The organism is Algoriphagus machipongonensis (genome assembly GCF_000166275.1).
GTDB classification, from domain to species: Bacteria; Bacteroidota; Bacteroidia; order Cytophagales; family Cyclobacteriaceae; genus Algoriphagus; species Algoriphagus machipongonensis.
Window position 1 is genome coordinate 1,686,468 of sequence record NZ_CM001023.1, and the last position, 16,927, is coordinate 1,703,394.

Here is a 16,927-nt window from a genome sequence, read left to right on the forward strand (position 1 = left end):
TGGCTGAGGATCTATTCCTAAATAAGCCCTTTTGTAATGTTTGCAAAGGGGCTTTTTTGGGTCTTTATCGCAACGGTTTTGCATGAAAACCCTAATTCAATTAGGATTAATGCCCCGAAACTTAAACAAATAAGCTCCTATTCGTTTTTAATAGTAGAACCAACTTTAATTAACTATGAGTTATATCGTAAAAATCAATACTATTCAAAAACTTACACATGATGTAAAAAGGTATCAGGTGGATAAACCGAAAGATTATTCATTTGTGCCAGGTCAAGCGACAGAAGTCGCTATCAACCAAGAAAAATGGAAGGAGGAGAAAAGGCCTTTTACATTTACATCTCTTTCAGATGACGATTACTTGGAGTTTGTAATAAAATCCTATCGTGATCATGATGGGGTAACCAACAAATTAGACCAATTGAAAGAAGGGGACGAGTTGATCGTAGATGATTCCTGGGGAGCAATTCAATACCAAGGAAAAGGTGTTTTTATAGCCGGTGGGGCAGGAGTAACCCCTTTTATTGGAATTTTTAAGGAGCTTGAAAAAGATGGAAAGCTAAAAGGAAACCAGTTGTTTTTTGCCAATATGACCTCCAAGGATGTGATTATGGAAGATTATTTCCAAAAGAATCTAGGGAGTGACTTTATCTCAATTCTAGAGAAAGAAAATAAAGAGGGACACGCCCATGGGAGAATTGATAAATCCTTTTTAAAAGAGCATATCAATGATTTCTCGCAGGAGTTTTATGTCTGTGGTCCGGATGCTATGGTAAAAGCTATTAGCGAGAGTTTAGGAGAACTCGGAGCAAACCCGAATCAAATTACCTTTGAGAAATAGGAATAAAAAAATCGGAATAGATGAAAGGAAAATTCCTTCTCAATTCCGATTTCTGTTTTCTTTAGGTTAGTTTATTTAAAACCGATCTCTACTAATCCATCATGACTGATTTTGATCGCTTCTAAAGGATCCAATCCGAAAGTTTGGTCTTGCTCCACTAAGTAGAACTCCATTCCAGACTTGGATTTTTCAGCAAGAATTCTTTTAAAATCGATGTTTCCGGTTCCGACGGGAGCGAAGTTCCCTTCGTCATTCATGTCTTTTACATGCCAAGCAATGAATCTTCCTGGATATTTTTCAAAGTAAGTTAAAGGGTCAACACCTGCTTTAGTTACCCAGAATAAATCCATCTGGAAATTAACAAGTTCCGGATCACATTTCTCTAAAAGTAAATCTTCAATGATGGTTCCATCATCCATTGCTTTGAACTCAAAGTCATGGTTATGATAAAGAAGTTTGATTCCAGCAGCCTTACACTTTTCTCCTAGGGTATTCATGATTGTCACCAATTCATCAGGTGTGCCTTTCATGCCCATCCCGTCAGGTCCAAAGGTAAACATGCCCATAGGAGGAACAGGAATCACAAAATATTCAATGCCAGCTGCTTTTACGTCTGCGATCAATTGGTCAGCATTTTCCATGGTAACCATACCCATGTGAGCACTTTTCGCAGTCAAGCCTAGTGACTCAAGGTAAGATTTGAACTCAGAAGGAGTCATTCCATAAAATGTGCCTTCACTATAATTCGCTGCTTCTACATAAGCATAGCCAGCATCGGCAACCGCTTGAAGGGTTGCTTTTGGATTACTTGCCATGGAGTCACGAACAGTGTACAAAGCCAGCCCTCCAAAATTGGTAGGTTCACTGACTGCTACTTCAGGGGTTTCAGCGGTTTCTTCTGTGCCTGTTTTTGAGCTGCAAGCGGTAAAGGATACCACAGCCATCAAGAGGAGGCCAAAAGAGAGGTTAATGTGTTTTTTCATAATGGGTGTTATTTTCTCAAGCAAGTTAATTAAATCGGCATTAAATTAAATGATCTAAGGGCTTTGTTCTTTTTATTTAATGATGAAGGGTTAGTTATAAGAATCTTGAAAAAATCAGTTTGATTCACCATTCTGTTTTACTTATCTACTACCGCAAATAGTAATTGCTGAATTCTTGCGTCTATTTCTGGACTCAGTGTAAAATAAATGATAATATCTTTTTCCTCTCCATGTAGACGGAAAGTGCCTCTTAATTGGTTTTGAGGGCTTAAATCCGAAATAGACTTAATTTCACCAACAGCATCCAAAGCATCTTTTATTTCCTTCACACGATGTTCCCGGCTTTTATCAAGGAAAAAGTTTTCAGAAAAGATATCTTCTTTCAATCCATTTTCTCCTAGAAGAAAGGATTCTTGAACTTCCATTTTTCTAGCTTTTAAGATGGAAGAAACGGGTAATTCTCTCTTTTGAAGATCTAATTTTTCAAAAAGTAATTGCTGAATTTTTTGGAGAGGCCAAGGAGTGGTATAAGTCAAGTTGCAAAAAGCCATGATGCCAACGCCGTACTCTGGATAAAAGACATAATTACTACCAAAACCTGGAAGAGCTCCTCCATGTGAAATCCATTTCATGTCATCACCATTGGTATAAATGCCTAAGCCAAAACCATAACCTGAAACTACTGGACTAGGCTCATCTTTGTAGTTTCTTGCATTAGGATTGAGTCTTGGAAATTGTGGGGTTTGCATTTCTCTTAAAGAGCTTCTTTTAATAGGGCCTTTTTCATCCCCATTTCTTGGAGGCCAAGCTGATAAATGGAAACTAACATACTTGCTAAAGTCTTCAATGGTCGTAATCAATCCTCCCATGGAGCCAAATGAACCATCATGCAACATGGGTTCTAATTTCCATGTTTCATCCTCCCAACGGTAACCAATCGCCAATTGCCCAGAAGGTACATTGTCCACTTCCCAATAGGTGTTTTTCATGTTTAGAGGAAGGAGTATTTCTTCTTTAATGTATTCCTGATAAGGTTTTCCAGAAACTTGAGATACAATATAACCTAGCATAGCGTAGCCTGTATTACTATATTCAAATTCCATAGAAGGTGCATTGGAAAATAAAATTCCTTCTTTGATCATATCCAAAAGCATCTGATTGCTTTCCTCCAACTGCCTGTCTCCCCAAGGATTATCTTCTGGAAATCCAGCGGTCATTGTTAGTAAGTTTTCTATGTCTATGGTCGAAGCATCCTGAGTTAAATAAGTGACATTCGCCATATCAGGAATGTAATCTGCCACGGGATCATTTAAAGAAAGCTTTCCCTCATCTCTGAGCTTCATGATTGCCATTGCCGTAAAGCTCTTGGTCATGGATGCTATCCTGAAATCTGTACTTGTTTTAGCAGGAAGTTGGTTTTCTATATCCATTAAACCTACTGCATTGGATAAAATCAAATCCTCATCAACAACAATTCCGTAAGCGATGCCTGGAATATGATTTTCCTCCGCATACTCCTCCATCATCAACTTTAATTCATCCTTAATACTTTTGATTTTTTCTGCTCTTTGATCATCGGTAAAGGCCGGTGCTTTGTAATCCTCCGAAAAGCTATGCTGGACATTTTCACTCGACTGCTTTTCCTCTTGATTAGGAGCTCCGCAAGAAGCGAGAATCAGTAGGGTGCTAATGCCAAAATAAAGTGTTCTCTTATTTTTCATGTTGGTATGAGTTTGCTTGATTCTTTTGGTATTGCTTGATAAGTATGTTGAATAGCAGTAATTGTTAATTGAGGTTTTTATTTGAGAGTACCTTTTTCACCAATGGGCCTATAGTAAGGCCTTGGGCAATGATTGAAAAGATTACGACGACATAGGTAACGGTAAGAAATAGCTCGCGCTCCATTTGGGGTTCTAAGGATAAGGCCAAGGCAATAGAAATACCGCCTCGAATTCCACCCCAGGTCATGATGAGATTGGTTTTGGGGATAAAATCTAATCGTTTGTCGAAAATAGCAATCGGCCCGGAAAGTGCTATATATCGAGCAATCAAGGCTGCTGGAATTGCCAGTAAACCTAAGATCAGGTATTCCCAACTGATGGTGATGACAAAGATTTCCAAACCAATTAGGACGAATAGTACAGCATTAAGAAGGACATCTATTAACTCCCAAAATTTTTCCACATAATTATGAGTATTGTCTGACCAAGCTATTTTTGGAGACATATTTCCTATTAAAATTCCTGCAACAACCACTGCAAGAGGCCCTGAAACATGTAGAATATGTGCCAAGGAAGAAATACCCATAACCAAAGCCAAAGTGATGATAACCTCAGTTTCATAATGGTCAATCACTTTCATTACCCTAAAAGCCAACCAACCTGCAATCAAACCTAAAGCGATTCCCCCCACGACTTCTTCCAGGAATAAAATACCGACGTCCAAGGGTTCTATAGCTCCTATTCCCTGCTGGGCAATTTTAAAAATAACCAGAAAGACAACTACTCCCACGCCATCATTGAAGAGGGATTCTCCGACGATTTTTATTTCCAGTTTTTTGGGAGCATTGGCATCTTTCAGGATTCCTAATACTGCAATAGGATCAGTTGGTGAAATGAGTGCGCCAAATAATAGACAATAGATATAATTTATTTCATGATTGAATAGTATAAATACTCCATACATGATCGTGCCCACAAGAAAAGTAGAAATGACTACTCCCATGGTGGCAAAGGCAGCTATAGGTGCTTTTTGCCTTTTCAATGCATCCAGTTTGGTGTGTAAAGCTCCAGCAAAAAGCAAGAAACTTAGCATGACATCAAGCAGTGCTGTTTCAAAATCAATGGACTCAATTAATAACTTGGCTTCATCCAGTACATAGTGATTGAAGCTGCCGATAATAGTGATCCCCGCAGTAAAAGCAATTGCTATGATCATTAACCCTATCGTGAAGGGTAGTTTTAAGAATTTAGTATTGATAAATGCAAAGGCTGCAGAAAGGATAATTAATATCGTAATGATTGTAAAAATGCTCATTGGGGTATTTGAAATAAAATGCTTTTTAAAGTACAATCATTTCATCGCTTGACCAATTTTGGGTTTTGTTTTTAAAATCGGAATTAGATTTTATTTACTAATTTTAATTACCATCAACCCGCAGAATTATGAAAATCAATGTTTTAATCCTTGTAGTATTAGCTCTGGTAATTTCCTGTAATCCAAAAGTTGAGGAAACATCAGGAAATGCATCTCAAAGCGCACAAAGCCAAGAGTTGAATTATGATGAAGAAACTACCCAGCAGGTAGTCGACCATCACTTCAAGGCTTTCGTGGAGAATGACCTTGGGGAAGTGATGGCCGATTATACTGAAGAATCAATTCTGATTACACCTGATAGGACTTACCGAGGGCTAGCAGAAATCCGAGAAAATTTCGTAAATGCTTATGCCGCATTGCCTAAGGATTCTACGAATGTCACACTGATCAAAAACCTATCTGTAAAAGATGTGGGATACATCATTTGGGAAGCGGAAGCACCCAGCCTAAGTTTTAAAGATTGCTCGGATTCATTTATTGTTCATGATGGAAAGATAATTCGTCAGACCTTTATGGGGGTGATAACTCCTAAATGAGGGGTTATTTGAAGCCAAATGCTACTGGGAAAATGAACACAACAATCAAAATCCAAATAAAGTAAATAGGGATATAACTCACGATTGACTTCCCTACTTCACTAAGTTGCTTTCTTTTTGAAACACTGCTATACAATCGGTATGTCACCAAGAGCAAATGAATCAAAATGAGAATATTTGCTCCTAATACTGCCAATCTGTTTGGAGTAAGCCCCCATTCAGAAATTCTGAAAATGATAGCAGAAAGAGCCACCCCATTTACGATAATGGTGACGATGGACAATAAAAACAGAACCCATATGTCAAAGCTGATCTTTTTTGATCCCGTGTTTTCAGCTACGGAGAAAAAGATAATGGCCATCACACCGATCAACATGATATTAAAGGTTAATAAGAATTCCCTGTCATTGTAAGGGTCTTTGCCTGTGTAGAAAATTGCGATCAAATACACAGTCAACATGATCAAAACCACAGGACTGAAGAGTTTGGCTATGATAGGAGATACTTTGTTAACTAACTGAGGATTGGTCTGGGTTAAAAAAGTTGCAAGAATAGGGATTGCGGGAAGGCCAAATAAAAGGATATAGCTTTCGAAGAATGGTTCTAAATCTATGCCGATCAGGGAGAATAAACCAAAAGTAATTCCAGTTAACACTCCTCCCGCTAAAGCTAAAACAGCCATCATCACAGCCGCATCACCATTGAATCGTAGGTATTCCAAAGGTGCCGAAATTTTGAATTTCGATTGCTCTTGAAAAACGGATCCCAAAATCATCCAAAGAATCAATGGTAAATGGATGCATGCTAAAATTAAGGTGTCGCTTTCGGAAGTATCAGGTAGAGAATTGATGTAAACAAAAGAAAGTCCCAAAAGTCCAAAGAAAATACTGGTGACATTTCTTGGGGTTTTGTTTTTCCAGACAAAATATGCTGTCAAAATAGGGAAGACGATGAATCCAAAATTCCTGGAAAAGAAGTAGTCCGCTGAAATAGAAAATATATCAGGCGATTTGGCAATTAATCCTGCAATGAAACACCCGATGAATACATACAGAAGTTCATTTTTTGATCCCCAGGAAATGGAGCTTGATTCATAATTCAGTCTTTCTTGCCAAAATTCAGCTGCTTTGTTTCCTTGAATTTCTGGGTAGAGTTTGGAGAACGAATCTTTAAAATCTGTTTTGTTTTTGCGATATAGCTGTTCCAAAAATGCTGGATCATCTAAATGATTAAGAATGTCGTTTTTCATTTTATTTAAGTGTTAAAATTTAGATCATTGTTCGGTTAACTGTTCGTATCGTTCTAGGCACTGATCCAGAGGGTTGCCAATGGTGTGTACACATTCACAGAATTCAAATCCTTCTGCTTCATTCTCTGTACCAATAAACTGTTTTCTACAGGATTCTACCGAGTTCTGAGGCATCACATCAAGACCAAAACGGGAAAACCAGACGAAGAAAAACATGGTTGCAAAAACTCCCAAAGCAAAAAGATAGGGGAATTTTAAGCTGTATTTTTCGGGTTTTGCAAAGCTTACCTCCTTTGAATAACTATTGAATGGTAGGATATATTTCAGCTTGTCGTAATGCCAGGCAAGAATGTATAGGTTTGCCAAAACCATCAATGGGGATGTGATAAATGAGCCTACAAAGCGTACTGCAAAGGATAAAACCCAAATGTTTACAATGATGGGAAGGTAAAGTAAAGCGCCCGTTAGCACCGTGCGAGGTATAAGCAACAAGATCGCAGCGAGTACTTGAGCAACTCCAATAAAGGTATAATAGTAGCCGGTGTGGTGTAAAGCCTCTAGGTAGGAACCCATGGGGTGAATCACAGATAAACCACTGGCAAATCGTTCTCCAAGTATCTTTACCATGCCGGCCACGATGAATGCATAAGCAAGGAGGATTCTACAAACAAGCTGAAAGATCCAGTGCCATCTGTTTTGTTTGATGCTGAAGTAGTAGTCTTCTAATTTTTTGGAAAAGCTTGAAGCTGTCATTTTATATAAATGTTATTAAGGTCCATATAAATAAGAGTAAAGAATTGGATTTAATCCCAGTGACCTGTGAGGTTAAATGCGAAAACAGCACTTAGCCAAATAGCCACAAAATAGAATAGCGTACTGAATATGATAGCCGTTAGCTTAGGCTTTCCAGAAGGAAACCAGACAAACCCCATCAAGTAGAAAAACAACCCTCCGAACACGCCGCCTAATGGGATAAATATCACTGGAGTCCACATCCAGGATTCGAATATTTCGCTTTTGACAAGGATGAGAAACATTAACCAGGAGAATGGAATGCTTGCTCCGATGATTCCTGCAACCAATGCTGACTTAAGCTGAAAGCCTTTTAGAAATTCAATGTTGGTTTTCATAGGGGAGTGTTTTTTTGAAAGTACTTTGAGATTCAAAGTAGATGAATAAATTTTTTTAGTTTTTATTTTCTTTGATCAAATTTTCTAGGAATTCCAGGTGTTCTTGAAATGCCTTTTTGCCAATTTTTGTAGCCGTGTAATTTGTTAATGGTTTTCTACCCACGAAGCTTTTATTCACTGCTATGTACTCTTGTTTTTCAAGATTTTTTAAATGCGAAGCTAAGTTTCCGTCAGTCACTTCCAGGATATCTTTAAAGGAATTAAAATCATATTCCTCATTGACCATCAGGATGGACATGACCCGAAGTCGGACCACATTTTCAAATGCTTTATCGTAATTCCCCTTCACCTTATCGGTCGTATTTGTAATACATCATTGATCCATATATGACATGTGTAATGCCAAAGCCCCCTGCCCAAAATAATAGCCCAAATTGAGGGAAAAAGGCTGCCAAAATACCGAAAGCCAATTGAGTGAAGCCTAATTTCTTGATTTCTCCCAAAGTGAAATGTGAAGCACTGACTAAGCCCAATCCATAGAAACATAAAGTTGCGGCAGGGATGAGTTGAAAGGTATGCTCATGCACCAATGCAAATGAAAATAAGCCTCCAAGAAGTACCGGGATAAACAAGGCCTGCCAGAACCTCTTACTCGCAGAGGTCCAAAACTTTTGTGAAGCCTTTTCACTCTTCTTTTTACTCATCGTCCAGGCTGTAAGTAATGCAAGCGCCAGAATAACTACCGCCAGGCCCAAAATCCTCCAGATTAGATCAGAATCAGATAGCTCATTTGCCGGGTTACCCCATTTTGATAAAGGAAAGTAAATCCAATACCAAGCGATTCCGGCGGCGATGATGGCATAAATTCCAGCCAAAACCCCAGATAATCCACTCAATGAAAGAAAGCGTGTACTTCTTTCCATCATGGACTTGATTTCAGCTAACTCTTGTTCTGGTCTTTTCATATTAAAAGTACTTTGAGTTACAAAGTAAAATTAAAAAAATGATATTTGAATCATTATTGGAAGATATTTTTTTTAAAATCTTCTTGGTTGGCCTTATTCAAAGTGTTGAAGTCTTTTTAAGACCTCTTCTTTATAGGACCTGCTGATGGTAAGTGTCTTTTGGCCTATTTCCAGATATTCGTGAGTGTAGGAAGAAATAGCAGCTATGTTTCCAATATACGAGCGATGAAACCTAATGAAATTGGCCTGGGGAAGTTTGGACTCAAATTTTGAGATACTTTCTCTAACTATCAAAAAACGATCTTTTAAGTGGATTTTTAAGTAATCAGAATAACTCTCCACATACAAGATTTCATCAAAAGCGACTTTTTCCATTTTCCGATCTTGTCTTACAAAAAGAAAATCAGGCTTATCCTGAATGGAAGTGCCTTCGTTATTTTCTACGACCTTATGTACTCGGGACACAGCTTTTAAAAATCGATCAAATGGGATTGGTTTTAATAAATAATCAAAGGCTGCCAGATCAAAACCCTCAATGGCATATTCTCGGTAGGCTGTTGTAAATATTACTTTGACTTCTTTTGGGATGATTTTGGCAAACGCTATCCCGTCAATTCCCGGCATATTGATGTCTAAAAATACGAGTTCTATCTGCTCCTTTTGAATTAGGTTAAAGGCCTCGTTAGCATTTGAGCAACAGTCAATCAGATTTAAATAATCGATTTTGTCAATATATTCCTTGAGGATATCCTGGGCTATAGGTTCGTCGTCAACGATAAGGCAATTCATGCGGTTTTAGTTTGGATCTCAAGTTTCACTAAGAAAAACTCCTCTTCATCTTCAATCTGGAATGAATGAGTATTAGGGTAAAGGAGTATGAGTCTCTTTTTAATATTTTGTAAGCCAATTCCAGAAGATTGGATATTTGAATTAGCAGCTTTCTCAGCTTTTGAGTTTTTAAGAGAAAATGAAATTAGATCTCCCTTCACTTCTATTCGAAGATCTACAAAAGCGTTCCCAAGGTTTGTTTTTCCATGCTTAAAGCTATTTTCCAATAAGGGTAGAAAAAGCATGGGAGCAATTTTAATATCTTTTCGATTTTCCGGCAAGGAGGTATGAATTTTTAGACTGCTGCCATGACGGAGTTTTTCCAAAGCTAAATAATCTTGTAAATGCTCGATTTCATCTTGTAGTGGTACCAAAGATTTTTTGGTTTGATACAAGATGTAATCCAGTAAATTAGAAAGCTTTAATATCAGTTCGGGAGTTTCTTGTTTTTTGGCGATAGCCGAGCCATAAATGGTGTTGAGAGTATTGAAAAGAAAATGAGGATGAATTTGCATTTTGAGGTAAGAAAGTTCCTCTTGCTTGAGTTGTAATTCCCCATTTAGCAAAGCAAACTGAAGGTCTTGATTGCGCAGATGCATCTTGTAACTTTCTCGGTAAGCCGAGAAGAGGGAGGTTAATAAAACCAACATGTAAACTCCTATGATGATCAGATAGAGATTTTTGGTGAGCAAAAAGTCACTATTAAATGTCTCCAAAGAATTAATGAAAATGAAACCGTAAAAAGAAGATAAAGTAATCAAGAAAATGGATATGATGATGGTGTAAAGAGTGTAGATTCCAAACCATAAATATCGCTGTTTAAATAAGTACTCTGGGATCAAAAAAAAGCTAAAGACGTGTATCAAAGCAATTGTGATGGGCAGTAAAAACAAACCAAACGTCATAGAAGGACCTAGGTTTGAAATGGTGATTCCAAAGTAAAAAGTAAAGAAAAGGAGGGATCCCAAACAGAGCGCAAGCTCCTTTGCGAGTTTTTGGATAAGTGTATAGAAAAGCCCTTTTTTCATCTTTGAAAATGACAAGGTTATTCAAAAAAATGAAATTGCAAAGGTTTTGCGACAGATGACTAGTTTTGAAGGATGTTTGACCTTCAGGAATACTTAAATTCAAAAAGCCATGTAAACTTGTAGAATCTATTGCCTCAATAGTCAATGGGCGCATTAATTAAGAGGGTTGTATCCAAATTTCTACTATTGTTTCATTAACTAATCAAAATAAAATGAAAATAATAGCAACAGTATTAGGTATGAATCTTATGTTTTCAAATGTCATATTTCAACGCTTCGTTGAAGGAGGAATTGTAGGAACGACAATAATTTTAATCTGCTCTATATTGGCTGTGTTTTTCACTATTAAGGCATTCTTAAACCTAAAAAGTGATGAAGCTAAATTTTTAAAGTATAAAATGCTGATCAACCAAATAGTCCTGTTGGCACTGGTGATCTCTTTCCTTAACAGCCTGCTGGGATTAATTGGCGCCTTTGATGCCTTAGAAGCTTCTGGTGGAGTAGAACCAGAAATCGTTGCAGGTGGATTGAAAATCACCTTGCTATCACCCATTTTTGGGTTACTGGTATTTATCCTGGGTTATACAGCCACTTTTGTATTAGGCTGGATAAGGAAATCGGATGCTGAAGGAGTAAAATAATGTTTTCTCTTACTCGTATTCAGCTATGATATCTTATATACATCAAAAAACATTTCTTTGCCTTGCTATCCTCTTGAGCATTGTTGGCGAAGCTAAGGCACAATATTTATCCCAAATTGGCATAAAAGACTCCGTTTATTCTGAAATTTTGAATGAGACTAGAGAAATTTATGTACAGTTCCCCGAGGGTTTTGATCCTGCGAGCGACAAGAAATATCCCGTAATTTATATTTTAGACGGAGAGAATTTATTGCCTGCCCTGAGCATTACTCAGGGGTTTTATTCAGGAGGTTTTGTTCCTGATATGATTCTAATTGGGATTTCGAATCATCAGAACAGAACCAGAGATTTAACTCCATCTAAAGTAGAACCCAGTTGGGAACCCAATGGCGGAGCAGATACATTTTTGAAATTTATCGAAAATGAGCTGATTCCATATATTGAATCAAAGTACCCAGCATCCAATTTCAGGACGTTGATTGGGCATTCCTATGGAGGATTGTTTACTATAAATACACTACTACACAAGCCGGATATATTTGCGAATTACCTGGCTATTGATCCAAGTTTGGATTGGGATGATCAATTAATGTTGAGGGAGGCTAAAGAAATTGTGTCCAAAGAGAAATTTAAAGGCAAGTCACTTTTTATTTCTCTCAGTGGCCAACTACACATGCAAAATCCTGAAATGACTCTTGAGAATGTTGTTCAAGATGATTCCGAATTCACTCTTTTTGCTCGAAGTAATATCGCTTTTTCAGAATTCATCCGATCAAATGCAGGAATTGGGTTGGACTTTGATTGGGAATTCTATCCAAAGGATTTGCATGGGACTGTTCCTCTTCCTTCCCTTCGAGACGGCCTAATGTCATTATTCGAATGGTTTCAAATGGAAAAAGTCGAACTTTTCAATATCCCAGAAACCACTGCTGAAGAGCTGCTGGAATTAATGAATTATAGAGCCAAAAAGTTAGAAGATCATTTAGGGTATTCTGAACCGCCTCTTCCTGAGGATTTGATCAATATGTCAGGGTACATGAGTATGGATATGGGGCAAATGGAGAAAGCAAAAATGTTCTTTGAGCAAGGAATCCGCTATTTCCCAAAAAGTGCCAATATGTACGATTCCATGGCGGATTATTTTGAGTCAAACAATGAACTGGATGTAGCTTTGGGGTATGTTAAAAAAGCATATTCCATAAGTGGGAGTGATTATCATAAAAATAGAATGGAAGAGCTGATGCAAAAGCTTAATTAATACCAATTCTGTTTCAAGGTTGATCAATCAGCTTTGGTTTTTCCCAATCTATCAGGATTTACAAAGGGTGAATTCAATAGGTTGGGATTTGCTTTTCACATGTGAATTTTTTGAAGTTTGGGACTCAAACTTTTCCCAATTGAAATTCTGTATATTTAAAATTGATTTTTATACCGATTAGCTCGCATTACATGAAAAAGAATTGCGCTTTAGTGGCACTATTAGTAGTGCTTGGAAGTTTTCAGGCTTTCTCTCAAAACCAGATAATAACTGGGGGTTGGGTTTTTGACACTTCTTCTAAAAGCTTTAAAAAGAACCAAGGTATTTATTTGGTTAATGGTCATTTTGGAGATGGCAATGAGAAAGTGTTGAATTGGGAAGTAAAGAGTCTGACTGATGAAGATTATATACTCCCTGGATTGATTGATTTGCATGCTCATTACCGGGTGAGTTATGATGGTAAAGCCTACGATGATACGGTGGCTATGCCCAAAATATTTCTAGCAAATGGGATAACGAGCACTTTTCCTGCAGGAGAAATAGAGCCTGAAAAAATGTGGGATTTGCAAAAAGGCATAGATGCTGGAAGGAAGCCTGGGCCAAGGATTTTACATTCGGGACCTTATTTTGGAACAGCTGCTCCAGACTGGAATCCCAATTTTACTGAGCAGGATATTCGTAAAAGAGTAGATGTATGGGCGGCAAAAGGAGCCTATGGATTTAAGGCAAAGGGAATTTCATCAGATCATCTTCAAGCCTTGATTGACCAAGCTCACAAACATAATTTGACTGTGACAGGTCATTTGAATTCTGGATTTAGAAATTCTGTTAATCCCCAGGAAGCAATAGAAATGGGGATCGATCGGGTGGAGCATTTTCTCGGGGGAAGATTGATGCCAGATTCTATTGATGCTTATCAAAGTCTTAAGCAGATAGATCCAGAGGATCCACGATTATCGGAGATCATTGAACTGTATATTGAAAAAGGGGTTTATTTTGATGCGACCTTAGCAACTTATGGGGCAATTGGGATGGTCGACTCTCCTGTATTTTTCGATTTTGCTTATGAGGAGCTTTACTTCACAGACTTCACGGATAGTATTATCAAGCAAGCAGGCGAAAGCGCATTTAATGAACTTTGTGCGTTGATATACCCAGTGAAGCAAGGAGTTCTAAAAAGGTACTATGATGCGGGTGGATTGATTACCATAGGAACTGATCGGCCACTTTTGCTTGAAAATTATTTGGGAGGAGGAATAGGTGGCTTTTTTATACATCGCGAAATGGCTGCCATGGTAGAAATAGGGATTCCAGCAGCAGATGTTCTATACTTCGCTACCCAGCAAAATGCAGAGGCTTTGGGGATAGCAGATAAAACGGGGAGTATCAAAAAAGGAAATTGGGGAGACTTAATTATTATCAAAGGGAATCCATTGGAAGATATCACTAGAACCCGAACTGTCCATACGGTGGTAAAAGGAGGTAGAATCTATGACTCGAGAAGCTTGTTGGATGCAGCTAAAGGAAAACTGGGGCCGGAGAGGTGATCTTCTCTTTTCTATAGGGAAATATGTTTTCAAATCGGCCTTAAGACAAATCGCTTATCCCTACGGGATTTGATTTTTTAATTCAGCTATAAATCCAGACAATAAATTGTCTGGTTAAAACTTGCTCGTCCTTACAGGACTTTGTATGATACTCAGGCCAAATTGATGAAGAGATTGAACCTATTGACAAGGGGTTATTTATTATATATCGGCATCTAAATTTTTGTAAAACTTAAAGTCCAAAAACCACAAGGGTACAATAAATAGGCTTTCAAGCTGTCTTGGTCTGTTTTTCAGGTGAAAAGGTTTGATTTCAAAGCACAGATTCGGTACTAATATTGATTTTCTTTTTGAAATCATTTCAATGTTTTATGCAGGGTTCTGGTTGGTGTTTCAGAGTTTCTAACATGATATCGCTCATCCCTACGGGATTTGATTTTTTATTCAGCTATAAATCCAGAAAATAAATTGTCTGGTTAGAACCTGGCTCGTCCTTACAGGACTTTCTATGATACTCAGGCCAAATTGATGAAGAGATTGAACGTATTGATAAGGGGTTATTTATTATATATCGGCTTCTAAATTCTTGTAAAACTTAAAGTCCAAAAACCACAAGGGGACAATAAATAGGCTTTCAAGCTATCCTTGTCTGTTATTCAGGTGAAAAGGTTTGATTTTAGGTTACAGATTTTACCTGATAATAATTGTAGATATCTGTATCTATTTCTAAATCGCAATAGTCCCAAAGGGACGATAAAATTTCCTAGCAAGCTGCTTTAGCTGCTTGAATAAAAGGGTTATTGTTAAAGAAAAATCCCGTAGGGATGGCTCATATTTTGATGAAAAAAAAGATTAACTAATTTTTAAATTAAATCATTCGAATCCAATTTTTTTTAGCTATGCCAAATACCTATTCGCAAATGTATGCTCAATGTGTCTTCGCGGTAAAATATCGCAATTCACAAATCCATAAAAATTGGGAAAAGGACCTCTTTTCTGTTATAGGAAATTTAATCAAGGAAAATAACTGCGACCTTATGATTGTGAATGGAATGCCAGACCATGTACACACGCTATTTCGTTTTAAACCCTCGGTTTCAATTTCAAAAGTAATGCAAGGGGTAAAAGCCAAATCCTCAAAGTGGATTAATGAATCAGATTATTGTAATGAAAGGTTTGAATGGCAATCAGGGTTTGGCTGTTTCACCTATAGTCAAAAGGAAATTAACTCTGTTTTCAAATACATCGAATATCAAAAAATGCACCATGAGAAGTTTTCTTTTAAAAAGGAGTATTCCGAACTATTGAAAGCTCATCAAATACCTTTTGAGGAGCAATATGTATTTCATGATCTCCATTAAAAATGGGCTGATGCAAATCAAATTTAATGGGAATTAAAGGTCTAGGAATGTGACCTAATAGGTTATTTATCTTCAAACCAATATACACTGAAGTCTTTGATTTGGGGTTCCCCTTTTGATTCAAGAATTTTCAATCTTAACTCAGAAACTTCCATTTCATCAAGTTGATGGATGAATTTGTGACCAATCGCAGAACCCTCAAAAATGGATTTCCACCCTGATCTAGTTCTTCCTTCAATGGTGAATTTCCTGACCCTTTCCCCTTGCTTTATTTCTTCCATCAACACAAGCTGATTTACTTTTTCGAATCCATTCAACTTAAGTTGAAATTGTTTCCCTTCGCCTAAGGTAGAATTGATTTTATTTTCAAATCTCCTTTCAATTTCATCTCCAAGTTCTTTCAGTCTTTGAGCATCTGCTTCAGGAATCAATCCTTCCGCATTAGGTGTCAAGCCCAAAATCAAGGTTGAGTTATGCCCAACCGAATTGTAATACATATTGACCAAGCTCTCCAAGGGGTAAATTATATCATCTCTTCCGGGCTCCCAAAACCAATCATGTCCACCATGTCCACGCAATGGAGCGTCACTCATTGCCGGCATGTAATAATTTCCATTGGGATCACCGGTTTTCAAAAGAGCAAAATTATTTTTACTGATAGCCTCTCTAGCGCTTTCTCCAGATCCTGTTGCTTGGTAAGGGAATGTTCCCCAGCTAGGGTATGGGACTGTACCTGACTCACTGCCTCCCCAACGCATATCCGCACGCTGAAGATTATGATAAAAAAGACCATTGGGCTGATGTTTTTCAAAAATAGAGAGAACATCAGGCCCTCCTTGTTCGGGACCATGTGCTCCCCCGTCAAACCAAACCATTGCCCAGTCTCCATAATTGGTGAAAATTTCTTCTACCATTCCCTCCACCATGGAATTGTAATATTGTTGGCGGTTTTTGGCAAACTCACTTTCTCCTTCAACCATGAAATCATGAATCCCAAAGAAGGAATTCCAACGTATCCCAATATACACGCCTGGCAGAATTCCGTATTTTTCACAGGATGCCTTAAACTCCCTCAACAAATCTCCTTTTCCATCTTTCCATTTGAGTGCTTTCATGCTGTAGGGATTGGAGTCACTTTGGAATAAAGCAAAGCCGGTTTCATGGGTAGCAGTTAGAATCGCAATTTTCACTCCTGCATCTTTTGCTGCTTTCACCCATTGATCTGTATCCAATTTTTCTGGATTGAATATATTGTAGTCTGCAATCGGGGTGATTCTGTTGTATGCCTGATTGTAAACTTTACCATCAAAAACATGAAGGTCGTAATGAAAAACTGCCGCCATCTCAGCATTTTGCCAAGTTAACTGTGCAGGTGTTGGAGTGGGGATAGCGTTTTGAGCTAAAGAACTTCTATCAAAAAGAACAATGGCAGTAATTAAAAGTAAGATGCTTCTTAAAGGCATT

General features: G+C 37.8%; 17 protein-coding genes. 6 read left to right on the plus strand and 11 right to left on the minus strand.

Annotated elements, in window-relative coordinates; all coding sequences use genetic code 11:
• Positions 1–175 precede the first annotated feature (175 nt).
• Positions 176–841 carry an FAD-binding oxidoreductase gene (locus ALPR1_RS07290; RefSeq protein ID WP_008199589.1) on the plus strand — a complete coding sequence of 222 codons (666 nt, stop codon included), beginning with the start codon at positions 176–178 and terminating at the stop codon, positions 839–841.
• 71 nt (positions 842–912) lie between these two features.
• On the opposite strand, the gene ALPR1_RS07295 is transcribed toward ALPR1_RS07290, so the two are convergent.
• The 3 genes from ALPR1_RS07295 to ALPR1_RS07305 all read right to left on the minus strand — a co-directional run bounded on the left by ALPR1_RS07295 (position 913) and on the right by ALPR1_RS07305 (position 4,860).
• Entirely contained in the window at positions 913–1,824 is a 912-nt protein-coding gene (locus tag ALPR1_RS07295; RefSeq protein WP_008199590.1) for a sugar phosphate isomerase/epimerase family protein, read from the minus strand.
• 137 nt (positions 1,825–1,961) lie between these two features.
• On the minus strand, positions 1,962–3,545 hold the full coding sequence (locus tag ALPR1_RS07300) for a serine hydrolase domain-containing protein (RefSeq protein ID WP_008199591.1): 1,584 nt from the start codon (positions 3,543–3,545) through the stop codon (positions 1,962–1,964).
• A gap of 64 nt (positions 3,546–3,609) precedes the next feature.
• Complete coding sequence (locus ALPR1_RS07305) at positions 3,610–4,860, minus strand: cation:proton antiporter (protein WP_008199592.1); 1,251 nt, start codon at positions 4,858–4,860, stop codon at positions 3,610–3,612.
• Positions 4,861–4,988: 128 nt separating this feature from the next.
• Between ALPR1_RS07305 and ALPR1_RS07310 the strand changes: the two genes are divergently transcribed.
• Positions 4,989–5,456, plus strand: a complete 468-nt coding sequence (locus tag ALPR1_RS07310; protein WP_008199594.1) for a nuclear transport factor 2 family protein — start codon at positions 4,989–4,991, stop codon at positions 5,454–5,456.
• A gap of 4 nt (positions 5,457–5,460) precedes the next feature.
• On the opposite strand, the gene ALPR1_RS07315 is transcribed toward ALPR1_RS07310, so the two are convergent.
• The 7 genes from ALPR1_RS07315 to ALPR1_RS07345 all read right to left on the minus strand — a co-directional run bounded on the left by ALPR1_RS07315 (position 5,461) and on the right by ALPR1_RS07345 (position 10,656).
• Positions 5,461–6,705 (minus strand): DUF4153 domain-containing protein, encoded by a 1,245-nt coding sequence (locus tag ALPR1_RS07315; RefSeq protein WP_008199597.1) that lies wholly within the window; start codon positions 6,703–6,705, stop codon positions 5,461–5,463.
• Positions 6,706–6,729: 24 nt separating this feature from the next.
• Positions 6,730–7,458 carry a DoxX family protein gene (locus ALPR1_RS07320; protein WP_008199598.1) on the minus strand — a complete coding sequence of 243 codons (729 nt, stop codon included), beginning with the start codon at positions 7,456–7,458 and terminating at the stop codon, positions 6,730–6,732.
• A 50-nt stretch (positions 7,459–7,508) separates the two neighbouring features.
• Positions 7,509–7,835 carry a hypothetical protein gene (locus ALPR1_RS07325; RefSeq protein WP_008199599.1) on the minus strand — a complete coding sequence of 109 codons (327 nt, stop codon included), beginning with the start codon at positions 7,833–7,835 and terminating at the stop codon, positions 7,509–7,511.
• A gap of 55 nt (positions 7,836–7,890) precedes the next feature.
• Positions 7,891–8,184, minus strand: a complete 294-nt coding sequence (locus ALPR1_RS07330; RefSeq protein WP_008199600.1) for a winged helix-turn-helix domain-containing protein — start codon at positions 8,182–8,184, stop codon at positions 7,891–7,893.
• 1 nt (position 8,185) lies between these two features.
• On the minus strand, positions 8,186–8,800 hold the full coding sequence (locus ALPR1_RS07335) for a hypothetical protein (protein WP_008199601.1): 615 nt from the start codon (positions 8,798–8,800) through the stop codon (positions 8,186–8,188).
• Between the two features lie 93 nt (positions 8,801–8,893).
• Complete coding sequence (locus ALPR1_RS07340) at positions 8,894–9,589, minus strand: LytR/AlgR family response regulator transcription factor (protein WP_008199602.1); 696 nt, start codon at positions 9,587–9,589, stop codon at positions 8,894–8,896.
• Complete coding sequence (locus ALPR1_RS07345) at positions 9,586–10,656, minus strand: sensor histidine kinase (protein WP_040302627.1); 1,071 nt, start codon at positions 10,654–10,656, stop codon at positions 9,586–9,588. The genes ALPR1_RS07340 and ALPR1_RS07345 overlap by 4 nt, the downstream gene beginning before the upstream one ends.
• A gap of 212 nt (positions 10,657–10,868) precedes the next feature.
• Between ALPR1_RS07345 and ALPR1_RS07350 the strand changes: the two genes are divergently transcribed.
• The 4 genes from ALPR1_RS07350 to tnpA all read left to right on the plus strand — a co-directional run bounded on the left by ALPR1_RS07350 (position 10,869) and on the right by tnpA (position 15,463).
• Positions 10,869–11,297: a hypothetical protein gene (locus ALPR1_RS07350; RefSeq protein WP_008199604.1), complete on the plus strand. Its 429-nt coding sequence runs from the start codon at positions 10,869–10,871 to the stop codon at positions 11,295–11,297.
• 25 nt (positions 11,298–11,322) lie between these two features.
• Positions 11,323–12,555 (plus strand): alpha/beta hydrolase-fold protein, encoded by a 1,233-nt coding sequence (locus tag ALPR1_RS07355; protein WP_008199605.1) that lies wholly within the window; start codon positions 11,323–11,325, stop codon positions 12,553–12,555.
• A gap of 191 nt (positions 12,556–12,746) precedes the next feature.
• Positions 12,747–14,102 (plus strand): amidohydrolase family protein, encoded by a 1,356-nt coding sequence (locus ALPR1_RS07360; protein WP_008199607.1) that lies wholly within the window; start codon positions 12,747–12,749, stop codon positions 14,100–14,102.
• Between the two features lie 899 nt (positions 14,103–15,001).
• Positions 15,002–15,463, plus strand: a complete 462-nt coding sequence (tnpA, locus tag ALPR1_RS07365) for an IS200/IS605 family transposase (RefSeq protein WP_008199608.1) — start codon at positions 15,002–15,004, stop codon at positions 15,461–15,463.
• 62 nt (positions 15,464–15,525) lie between these two features.
• Here tnpA and ALPR1_RS07370 read toward each other — a convergent pair whose 3' ends face one another.
• On the minus strand, positions 15,526–16,926 hold the full coding sequence (locus tag ALPR1_RS07370) for an alpha-L-fucosidase (RefSeq protein WP_008199609.1): 1,401 nt from the start codon (positions 16,924–16,926) through the stop codon (positions 15,526–15,528).
• Between the last annotated feature and the right edge of the window lies 1 nt (position 16,927).